This is a genomic window from Pseudonocardia sp. (genome assembly GCF_025965585.1).
Classification (GTDB): domain Bacteria; phylum Actinomycetota; class Actinomycetes; order Mycobacteriales; family Pseudonocardiaceae; genus Pseudonocardia.
In genome coordinates this window covers 1-9,608 of record NZ_JAOPWR010000049.1, presented here as the reverse complement: position 1 = coordinate 9,608, position 9,608 = coordinate 1, and the positions used below count along the sequence as shown (strand labels likewise).

The 9,608-nt window shown below is 72.2% G+C and carries 11 protein-coding genes and 3 tRNA genes; 7 read left to right on the top strand and 7 right to left on the bottom strand.

The window, feature by feature from the left end:
* On the top strand, window positions 1–183 hold a 183-nt coding region (locus tag JWR81_RS02765), incomplete at its 5' end, for a hypothetical protein (protein ID WP_297646210.1).
* Window positions 184–240: 57 nt separating this feature from the next.
* On the opposite strand, the gene mftR is transcribed toward JWR81_RS02765, so the two are convergent.
* The 6 genes from mftR to JWR81_RS02735 form a co-directional block, all read right to left on the bottom strand.
* Window positions 241–858 carry a mycofactocin system transcriptional regulator gene (gene mftR / locus JWR81_RS02760; protein ID WP_297646208.1) on the bottom strand — a complete coding sequence of 206 codons (618 nt, stop codon included), beginning with the start codon at window positions 856–858 and terminating at the stop codon, window positions 241–243.
* An 80-nt stretch (window positions 859–938) separates the two neighbouring features.
* On the bottom strand, window positions 939–2,198 hold the full coding sequence (locus tag JWR81_RS02755) for a GGDEF domain-containing protein (RefSeq protein WP_297646206.1): 1,260 nt from the start codon (window positions 2,196–2,198) through the stop codon (window positions 939–941).
* A 213-nt stretch (window positions 2,199–2,411) separates the two neighbouring features.
* Window positions 2,412–2,485 (bottom strand) — tRNA-Phe (locus JWR81_RS02750).
* 33 nt (window positions 2,486–2,518) lie between these two features.
* Window positions 2,519–2,592 (bottom strand) — tRNA-Asp (locus JWR81_RS02745).
* A 33-nt stretch (window positions 2,593–2,625) separates the two neighbouring features.
* Window positions 2,626–2,698 (bottom strand) — tRNA-Glu (locus JWR81_RS02740).
* Window positions 2,699–2,813: 115 nt separating this feature from the next.
* Window positions 2,814–3,005, bottom strand: coding sequence for a hypothetical protein (locus JWR81_RS02735; RefSeq protein WP_297646204.1), 192 nt, complete (start codon window positions 3,003–3,005; stop codon window positions 2,814–2,816).
* 248 nt (window positions 3,006–3,253) lie between these two features.
* Between JWR81_RS02735 and JWR81_RS02730 the strand changes: the two genes are divergently transcribed.
* A complete protein-coding gene (locus JWR81_RS02730; RefSeq protein WP_297646202.1) occupies window positions 3,254–3,502 on the top strand; it encodes a heavy-metal-associated domain-containing protein in 249 nt (82 codons plus the stop codon).
* 32 nt (window positions 3,503–3,534) lie between these two features.
* Window positions 3,535–3,933, top strand: coding sequence for a hypothetical protein (locus JWR81_RS02725; protein ID WP_297646200.1), 399 nt, complete (start codon window positions 3,535–3,537; stop codon window positions 3,931–3,933).
* A 63-nt stretch (window positions 3,934–3,996) separates the two neighbouring features.
* On the opposite strand, the gene JWR81_RS02720 is transcribed toward JWR81_RS02725, so the two are convergent.
* A complete protein-coding gene (locus tag JWR81_RS02720; protein WP_297646198.1) occupies window positions 3,997–5,355 on the bottom strand; it encodes a GDSL-type esterase/lipase family protein in 1,359 nt (452 codons plus the stop codon).
* Window positions 5,356–5,726: 371 nt separating this feature from the next.
* Here JWR81_RS02720 and JWR81_RS02715 point away from each other — a divergent pair, with 371 nt between their 5' ends.
* The 4 genes from JWR81_RS02715 to JWR81_RS02700 form a co-directional block, all read left to right on the top strand.
* Window positions 5,727–7,604, top strand: coding sequence for a propionyl-CoA synthetase (locus JWR81_RS02715; RefSeq protein ID WP_297646196.1), 1,878 nt, complete (start codon window positions 5,727–5,729; stop codon window positions 7,602–7,604).
* Window positions 7,605–7,793: 189 nt separating this feature from the next.
* Entirely contained in the window at window positions 7,794–8,000 is a 207-nt protein-coding gene (locus JWR81_RS02710; RefSeq protein ID WP_297646194.1) for a hypothetical protein, read from the top strand.
* A 172-nt stretch (window positions 8,001–8,172) separates the two neighbouring features.
* Complete coding sequence (locus tag JWR81_RS02705) at window positions 8,173–8,367, top strand: ferredoxin (RefSeq protein WP_297646192.1); 195 nt, start codon at window positions 8,173–8,175, stop codon at window positions 8,365–8,367.
* A 49-nt stretch (window positions 8,368–8,416) separates the two neighbouring features.
* On the top strand, window positions 8,417–9,608 hold a 1,192-nt coding region (locus tag JWR81_RS02700), incomplete at its 3' end, for an AMP-binding protein (protein ID WP_297646190.1).

Genomic DNA, 9,608 nt, shown 5'->3' with positions numbered 1-9,608 from the left:
GCGGTGCCGGCCGCACCCGCGGTGCCGGGCGCACCCGCGGTGCCGGCCGCACCCGCGGTGCCCGCCCCCGCTGTGCCCGACCCGGCCGCGCCGGCGCTCCCGGCCGTCCACGTGGCGCCTGCGGTGCCCGCAGCGCCCGTTCCCGCACCGGCCGTCACCTCGCACACGACGCCGGTCGGCTGATCGACCGCGGGGTCCGCTCGAACGAGAACGGCCGGTGGGCTCCCACCGGCCGTTCCGCTATCGGGAGGGCCGCAGCGCGAGCCCCTGCTCGAGGGCGCAGAAGACGGTGTCGAGCAGGTCCGTCAGCTCGCTGGCCTCCTCGCGCAGCCACCGCTCGTACGCGGCCAGCGCGACGCCCAGGCTGGCGTGCCCGATGGTCTGCGGCAGCAGCCCGTCCGGCGGCAGCCCGAGGCGGGCTGCCGCGTAGTCGACGACCACCTGCCGCCATGCGGCGTACCGCAGCGTCGAGTGGGCCTGCAGGGCCGGGGTGTCGAGGATCAGCCGCAGCCTGCTGCGGTGCCACGGCAGCTCGGCGGGCGCGACGTCGTTGAAGTCGAGCACCGCCACCCGCACGCCCGTCATCACCGGCAGGTCGGCGGGCAGGCCCGCGAAGGTGGCCCGCATCCGATCCAGCTGCTCGTCGAACGCGCCCCACGGGATGTCGTTCTTCGAGGCGTAGTAGCGGAAGACCGTGCGCCTGCCGATGCCGGCCGCGGCCGCGATGTCGTCGACGGTGGTGGTGTCGAACCCGTTCTGGGCGAAGAGGTCCAGCGCGATGTGCTCGATCTCCGAGCGCGACGTGACCGGACGTCGTCCCCGCTGCGGGACGGAGTCACGGGTGGGGGTGGTGGTCATCATCCCCTCCTGGTGGCTGGTGCCCACCGATCGTGCCACGGCCGGGCGCGGGACCGGCACCGGCACCGGCACGGCCCGGTTCAGCGACGGCGCGCCTGCGACCCGGTGCCGGCGCCCATCCGCACGCGGTTGCGGCCGGCGTGCTTGGCGTCGTACATGGCGGCGTCGGCCACCTCGAGGAGCTCCCCGAGCTCGACACCGTCCGACGGGAGCGTGGCGCCACCGATCGACACCGTCAGCCCATCGACGACCACCGCATCGCGCGAACCGGGCACGGCGACGCGCAGCGCGGCGACCCGGAGCCGGATGCGCTCGGCCACGGCCTCCGCCGCCACCCGGCCGTCGTCGCCCTCGATGCCGCGCAGCAGCACCACGAACTCCTCGCCGCCGAAACGACCCACGATGTCCTCGTCGCGCACCTCGGCGCGGACGGCCGCGGCGACCGCCGCGAGCACCTGGTCGCCGACGAGGTGGCCGTGCCGGTCGTTCACGAGCTTGAAGTGGTCCAGATCCAGGACCAGCACCGTGGCGTGGAGGTTGATGCGCTCGGCGCGACGCATCTCCCGGCCGGCCTGGACGTGCCAGGCGGCCGCGTTGAGCAGGCCGGTCTTGCTGTCGGTGCTCGCGGCCTCCTCCAGCTGGCGGACGAGGACGGTGCGGTGCAGGACGATCAGCGGGGGCAGCACCAGCACCGCGTAGGCGGGCCCGAAGGACGCCACGGCCCCGGCCACGAGCACGCCCATGGACAGCGTCGCGAACTCGAGCACCGCCTCGTCGCCGTGGCACATGACCTGCACGAACGTGCCGAGCGTGCGGCTGGAGCCGCTCATCACGATCACCGTGGCGATGAGCACCATGTTCACGGCCGCGTAGGCGAGCAGCGCCAGCAGCACCGCGGCGAGGCCGCGCCCGCTGTGGAACGGGTCGTCGCCGGCCAGCAGATGGGTGACGGCGTCCGCCGACTGCACGGCCAGCATCACCGTGGCCAGGCTGAACAGGAACCGGTACAGCGGAACACCCGAGCGGCGCCAGATGCGCAGGTAGATGTGGATGTAGAGCACCGCGACCACGGCACCGGCAACGAGGGCCGGCATCAGGATCGCGGCGGCCAGGGCCCAGACCGAGCTCAGGTCGATGTGCGGGCTCTCGTCGGTGCGGCGGCGCATGCGCTCGACGCCGAGCGACGCCTCCGTGCTGACGATGCCCGCCACGGCGAGGACGAGGACGATCCACGGCCAGCCGGACCGGAGCGAACCGATGTCGTCACGCGCGTGGAGCACCAGGAAACCGGCGGCCAGCAGATCGATCAGGACAACGACCGCCAGGACACGGCGAGGCAAGGACCAAACAGCCCATCGGCGTACGCCGAGCGGGCTATTCAGTGGTGACCGCATCCCCCGGAACCTTTCGACCTCGCCAGTCCTCTGCGCACACGACCCCCGCCCCAGTGATCGTAACCTTGGCGGAGGCGTATGCGGATGCTGTGAGCAACCACCGAGCGATGAGCTGCATGATGCGCGCGAGCAGCGGCAACGGAAGTGTTGAAGAGAGTGTGGCCAGGGGCGGGGTCGAACCGCCGACCTACCGCTTTTCAGGCGGTCGCTCGTACCAACTGAGCTACCTGGCCGGGCCGACGGATACCGCCGGACACCTGGTGGAGCGACCCAGACGGGACTCGAACCCGCGACCTTCGCCGTGACAGGGCGACGCGCTAACCAACTGCGCCACTGGGCCTTGCTGGTGGAACCTTATCGTGCTGGTGGAGCGTACCCCCAACGGGATTCGAACCCGCGTTGCCGCCTTGAAAGGGCGGAGTCCTAGGCCACTAGACGATGGGGACTTGGACAACCGGAGCCATCCTCGCCAGCAACGACTGTCCGTTGGGAGCGATGCAACTATAGGACAGACCGGAAACGCCCTTCGCACCCGGGGGGCCGCACCGCCATGACCGCAGGTCAGCGACTGACAGGCGGCGGCAGATCAGGGTTGGCCGAGATCAGGCCGAGCATGTCGAGCAGCTGGCGCAGATCCTCGGAGTCGGCCGAGTTCTTCGCGACCACCATCCGCGCCCGGTTCAACTGGTCGTCCGATACGCGGTAGGCGTCGGCCGCGGTCCGTTGCGCGGGGATCGAGCCGGTGGCCGTCATCCGGTCCTCCCCGAGGTCCCGTCGTGCACTTCCGACACCGCTCATCGACGCCTCCCGTCCGGCGGTCGCCCGTATCGAGGACCCCTCCCCGACGCACGCAACCGCCCGCAACGGCCCCCGTGGCCGTGACCGAGACGTTACCTAGCACGGGCGCCGGTCGCACCCCTCTTCCCGGGTGACCGGTCACCCGATCTGTGACGCTCCGAACACGGAGGGCGGCGCCGGGTCGCGGGTGCCGTTCTGCGACGATGCCCACACCCGAGCTGGAGGCCGTCATGCCCGTCGAGGCACCGTTCCGCACCGAAGTCACCGTCACCGGCATGACCTGCCGGCACTGCGCGCTGTCGGTCACCGAGGAGGTCCGCGAGATCGACGGGGTCAGCACCGTCGACGTGCGCCTCGAGACCGGTGCGGTCACCGTGCTCGCCGACCGCGAGGTCGATCGCGACGAGATCGCCCACGCCCTCTCCGCGGCCGGCTTCGGCCTCGCAGGCTGAGTAGCCGGACCCATCGGTCGTAGGCTGCCGGGATGCCGTTCCCCGCGTCGTCCTCCCCCGAGCCGCGGCGGTCACGTCACCGCTCCCCCGCTCCGCAGACCCCGTCGCCCGGGCCGCTCGACGACGCCGCGCTCGACGAGGACACGCACCTCGACTCCTACCTGGCCGCGCTCGCTCCCGGCATGAACGAGGACGCGACCCAGCTCACCGGGCGCTTCGGCCACGCGCAGGTGTTCCAGCTCCGGCTGCCGGCGCTGCGCATCGAGCAGCTGCGGCGCATCGCCCGCGAGCGTGGCGTCTCCCCCGGCGCCCTCGCCGTCGACTGGGTGATCGAGCGGCTCGACCGCGAGGACACCCCGACCGGGCCGCTGCCCGTGGTCGACGACGACGAGCCGCGCCGCCGCGGGCTGCGCCGACTGGGCCGGCACTGACACCACCGCGCCGACACCACCGCGTCGACACCGAGGCCCCGACGCCAAGGCCCCGACAAGGGATCAGTCGCCGCGGAGCGCCACACGCGCGGGCGAGGTGTCGGCCAGGCACGGGCTCCCCGTGAATCCCGCGATGTCGACCGCCGCGGCCATCGCCCGGTAGCCGGCGGCCGAGAGGTGCAGCCCGTCGCCGGAGTCGAACGCCGGGGCCAACCGCGTCGGCTGCACCGGGTCGGCGACGGCAGCGGCGAAGTCGAACACCCCGTCGGCGTACTCGCGGCCGTGCGCCAGCACCCAGGCGTTCACCGCGTCGCGCGTGGCGGTGGCGGCGGGCGTGCCGTGCGCGCCGTTGGTGGAGGGGGTGATCGTCGTGAGGAAGATGCGCTTGCCCGCCGCGTGGGTGCGCTCGGCGAACTGCTTCATGCCGCCGATGATCGCGTCGGCGCCCTTCCCCGCGGCGATGTCGTTGGTGCCGATGTGCAGCACCACGTCGGTGGCCCCGGTGGCACCGGCGACGTCGCGGTCGAAACGGTCCAGCGGCGCGGCGCCGCCCTCCGGGTCGTCGGCGAGCAGTTCGTTGCGGGAGATCCCGGCGTTGAGCACGGCCATGTCGGTGGCGCCGCCCGCCGCGGTCAGGCGCGCGGCGAGGGCGTCGGACCAGCGGTCGTTCGCACCCGGGTCGCTGCCCACGCCGTCGGTGATCGAGTCGCCGACCGTCACGATCGCGTTCTCCGGACGCGGCGCCAGCACGTCCACGCCCGTGAGGACGAGCCAGGAGGAGACGGTGGTGTCGAAGGCCCCGCCTCCGGTGGTCGTCGCGACGTCGCCCGCGTGCGCGACGTAGGAGGTCTGCAGCGCCAGCGCGTGCTCGGTGACGACGGGCGGCGCGCTCGTGACGAACACGCTGACCGCCAGCGGCACGCCGACCTCGGACACGAGCGGCACGGGGTCGCTGAGCACCTGACTGCCCGCGGGGATCGTCACGCCGCCGGCCCCGCCGAAGGCCAGCGGCCGCATCGTGCCCGGGACGAGACCCGCTGTGCCGTCGGATCGACCCGCCGAGGCCGATCCGACGGCGAGCGGGGCGGTGCCGTACGCGTTGGACAGCCGTACGCGCACCTCGGAGCCGGTGACCCGCGGGTGCACGATCATCCGCAGGGTCGAGCCGGCGAGACCGGCAGGGGCGGTGGCCGGTTGTGCCGCCGCCTGCCAGCCCGTGACCCAGGCCGGGGCGCAGGAGTCGGCCACCGTGCCGTGCGGGGCGACGGGTCCGGGGCCGGCGAGGCCACCCCCACCCTCCGTCATCCCGACGACGAGGCCGACCGCGGTGAGGAAGGCCGTGGCGGCGGCGAGGACGGGCGCCCAGCGGCGCAGGTCCGGCGGGGCAGGCGGGGGCGCGAGGACCGTTCTGGTCCACGGCATGCGCGGGGCGGTTCCCACTCCCGACGCCCAGATGGCCACTCTCTCGTCCCCTCGTCCGTGGTGGGGCGTCCACCGCCGTGGCACCCCCGTCGCCGCACCCCGCCCGTCCGTGACGTCGCAGGTTCACGAACGGGCAGTAGACGAATCGCTACAGTGAGTGGAACGACACAGGACCCACGATCGTGAGTCGGCCGAACGGGTGGTCACGCTACGTTGCGTCCACCAAACGGACAGTAGCGCCCCGATCGAGGGCGCCCTCACCATCCGGGCAGGTGATCGTCCGTGGAAGAGCCGCACGGACCTGCGCGACCGGTGTGTCACGGCCTACTGTCACGTCCGATCACCGTCGGTACCGGCAAGGAGGCCCAAGCGTGAGCGCCTACGAGGACGTCTTCCGATCCAGCACGGACGACCCGGAGGCCTTCTGGCTCAAGGCCGCCGAGTCGATCGACTGGCACGTGGCCCCCACGAGGGCGCTCGACGCGTCGAACCCGCCGTTCTACCGGTGGTTCCCCGACGGGGAGCTCAACGTCTGCCACAACGCGCTCGACCGGCATGTCGACGCCGGCCGCGGCGAGCAGGCTGCGCTGGTCTACGACTCCCCCGTCACGGACACCCGGCGCACGTACACCTACGCCCAGCTGCGCGACGAGGTCGCGGCGTTCGCGGGCGTGCTGGTGGCGCAGGGCGTGGGCCACGGCGACCGCGTGGTCGTCTACATGCCGATGGTGCCCGAGGCCCTGGTCGCGATGCTCGCCTGCGCGCGGATCGGCGCGGTGCACTCGGTGGTGTTCGGCGGTTTCGCGCCCAAGGAGCTGGCCGTCCGCATCGACGACGCCGCGCCGAAGGTGATCGTCTCGGCGTCCTGCGGCATCGAGGGCAAGCGCGTGATCGAGTACAAGCCGCTGCTGGACACGGCCATCGAGCTCGCCACCCACAAGCCGTCGGCCAGCATCATCCTGCAGCGCCCGCAGGCCGAGGCCGCGATGGGCAGCAACGACGTCGACTGGGTGGAGGCGGCCGCCGCGGCCACGCCGGCCGACTGCGTGCCGGTCAAGGCCACCGACCCGCTCTACATCCTCTACACGTCCGGCACCACGGGTAAGCCCAAGGGCGTGGTGCGCGACGGCGGCGGCTACGCGGTGGCGCTGAACTGGTCGATGCCCAGTGTCTACGACGTCGGCCCGGGCGAGACGATCTTCACCGCGTCCGACGTGGGCTGGGTCGTCGGCCACTCCTACATCGTCTACGCGCCGCTGCTCACGGGTGCGACGACCGTGCTCTACGAGGGCAAGCCCGTGGGCACCCCTGACGCCGGGCAGTTCTGGCGGGTCGTCCAGGAGCACGGGGTCAAGAGCCTCTTCACCGCGCCCACCGCGTTCCGGGCGATCAAGAAGGAGGACCCGCAGGGCGAGTACGCGGCGAAGTACGACCTGTCATCGCTCCGGTACCTGTTCCTCGCCGGCGAGCGCTTGGACCCCGAGACCTACCGCTGGGCCAGCGAGCTGCTCGACATCCCCGTGATCGACCACTGGTGGCAGACCGAGACGGGCTGGCCGATCGTCGCCAACCCCGCCGGCATCGAGCTGCTGCCGGTCAAGCCCGGTTCGCCCACCGTGCCGCTGCCCGGCTGGGACGTGCAGGTGCTCGACACGAACGGCAAGCCGGTCGAGGCAGGTACCGACGGCGCGATCGTCGTCAAGTTGCCGATGCCGCCCGGCGCCCTGCCGACGCTGTGGAACGACGACGAGCGGTTCGTCAGCTCCTACATGTCGGCGTTCGACGGCTACTACCTCACCGGCGACGGCGGCCGCATCGACTCCGACGGCTACGTCTATGTCATGGGCCGCACCGACGACGTCATCAACGTGGCCGGCCACCGCCTGTCCACAGGCGGCATGGAGGAGGTCCTCGCGAGCCACCCGGACGTCGCCGAGTGCGCCGTGATCGGCGTGGCCGACCAGATGAAGGGCCAGATCCCGCGCGGGTTCGTCGTGCTCAAGGCCGGGGTCGACCGCAGCGAGGACGAGCTGCGCGCCGAGCTCGTGCAGCTGGTGCGCGACCAGATCGGCGCCGTCGCGAGCCTGAAGGACGTGGCCGTGGTCGCGGCCCTGCCCAAGACCCGCAGCGGCAAGATCCTGCGCAAGACCATGCGCGGCATCGCCGACGGCGCGGACGAGCCGGTGCCGGGCACGATCGAGAACGCGGCCGTGCTGGACGACCTCCGCCCGGTGCTGCGCCGCAGCTGACGCGACGACGAACGTCGCCCTCGTCCGACAGGTACCGGCGAGGGTTCCGTTCGTCCGTCGCCAGGGGTCGGTACGGCTGAATGAGGCAACTTCGTGCCGGGTTCGTAACGGGGAGCAACCTCGGGGAGATGTGCGGAACAGGCCGGCGCTCCCCCACGGCGGCCGTTCGACCCGAGAGGACCCGCTCTCATGCGCCCGACCCGCCCTGCCCTACTGGCGGCGTCCGCCGCCGCGATCAGCGCGTCCTGCGTCGTCGCGATGGCCGGCACCGCCCTCGCCGCCGGCACCTCGCCCACCGCCGCCCCGGCGGTGAGCAGCACCGGTCTCGTGCCGGTGCGGCTCCCGTCCCGGCCGGTCGCGACCACGCCCCCGGTGGCCCCGACCGCGGCCCGCTAGCTCACGGGGCATCCGCCAGGGCCTGGCTCACGGGGCATCCGCCAGGGCGGCAACGCCGCGAGGGGCCGCCTGGGCCGCGAGCGACCCGGAGGACGTTCGTGGCCGCCGCGCCGGGCACGGGTTAGGCCGACCTGAGTATCGCTCGGCCCGGTGACGGTGCACGATGTCCGGCATGAAGGTCGTGGTCGACTTCGATCTGTGTGAGTCCAACGCCGTCTGCATGGGCATCGCCCCGGAGGTGTTCGAGGTGAGGGACGACGACTTCCTCTACATCCTCGACGAGAACCCTCCCGAGGCGCTGCGCCCGAAGATGGAGGAGGCCGTGGCCTCCTGCCCGCGCGCGGCCATCAAGCTCGTCGAGGACTGACCGCCCGGGCGGGTTGCCGCATGGGCGTCGCAGCGTTCAGGATCTGCCCATGACGACGTCGGTCTGGAACACGCAACTCACCCCGCTCTCCTTCCTGCGGCGCTCCGCCGACGTCTATCCCGACAAGACGGCCATCGTCTACGGCGAGCGTCGGCACACCTACGCGGAGTTCGCCGCCGAGGCCACCCGCATCGCGCACGCGCTGCGCGGCTCGGGTGTCGAGCCGGGTGACCGCGTCGCGTACCTGCTGCCCAACGTGCCCGAGATGCTGGTGGCGCACTTCGCGGTGCCGCTCGCGGGCGCGGTGCTCGTCGCGATCAACACGCGGCTGTCCACGGACGAGGTGCGCTACATCCTCGACCACTCCGGGGCCAAGATCCTGGTGGTCGACGCCGCGCTGTACCCGGTGGTGGCGCCCGTCGCCGGCGAGCTGAAGACCGTCGAGGAGATCATCACCGTCGTCGACCCGGCGAACCCGGGCGACGGCATCGGCAGCGGCGTCCGCTACGACGACCTGCTCGCCCGCGGCAACGACGAGCCGCTGCCGTGGACCGTCGAGGACGAGAGCGCCAACCTCTCGATCAACTACACGTCCGGCACCACCGGCAAGCCCAAGGGCGTGCAGTACCACCACCGCGGCGCCCACCTGAACTCGTTCGGCGAGATCGTCCACTCCGCCTTCACCCCGGACAGCGTGTACCTGTGGACGCTGCCGATGTTCCACTGCAACGGCTGGTGCACGCCGTGGGCCGTCACGGCCATCGGCGGAACCCACGTGTGCCTGCGCGAGGTGCGCGGCGACGCGATCTGGAAGCTGATCACCCAGCACGGCGTCACCCACCTCGACGGCGCCCCCACCGTCGTCACCACGATCCTGCGCGCGCCCGAGGCGGAGAAGCTCGACTACCAGCTGGTGATCACCACTGCCGGCGCGCCGCCCTCGCCCACGACCATCCTGGCGATGGAGAGGATGGGCTTCCGGATCGTGCACGTCTACGGGCTCACGGAGACCTACGGGCCGTACTCGGTGAACCAGTACCAGCGCCCGTGGGACGACCTCCCGGCCGAGGAGCGCGCCACGCTGCAGGCCCGCCAGGGCGTGGGCATGGTGAGCGCCGACCGGCTGCGCGTGGTGGAGGTCGAGCTCGTGGACGGCGGCCTCAAGGACGTGCCCGCCGACGGCACGACGATGGGCGAGATCGTCATGCGCGGCAACAACGTCATGAAGGGCTACTACGAGG

What these genes read in the sequence shown, in the direction of transcription:
- JWR81_RS02735 (WP_297646204.1), bottom strand. Translation starts at nt 3,005, where the DNA reads ATGACGGCCACCGGCTCGATCCCCGCGCAACGGACCGCGGCCGACGCC.
- JWR81_RS02720 (WP_297646198.1), bottom strand. Translation starts at nt 5,355, where the DNA reads ATGCCGTGGACCAGAACGGTCCTCGCGCCCCCGCCTGCCCCGCCGGAC.
- JWR81_RS02730 (WP_297646202.1), top strand. Translation starts at nt 3,254, where the DNA reads ATGCCCACACCCGAGCTGGAGGCCGTCATGCCCGTCGAGGCACCGTTC.
- JWR81_RS02705 (WP_297646192.1), top strand. Translation starts at nt 8,173, where the DNA reads ATGAAGGTCGTGGTCGACTTCGATCTGTGTGAGTCCAACGCCGTCTGC.
- mftR (WP_297646208.1), bottom strand. Translation starts at nt 858, where the DNA reads ATGACCACCACCCCCACCCGTGACTCCGTCCCGCAGCGGGGACGACGT.
- JWR81_RS02725 (WP_297646200.1), top strand. Translation starts at nt 3,535, where the DNA reads ATGCCGTTCCCCGCGTCGTCCTCCCCCGAGCCGCGGCGGTCACGTCAC.
- JWR81_RS02710 (WP_297646194.1), top strand. Translation starts at nt 7,794, where the DNA reads ATGCGCCCGACCCGCCCTGCCCTACTGGCGGCGTCCGCCGCCGCGATC.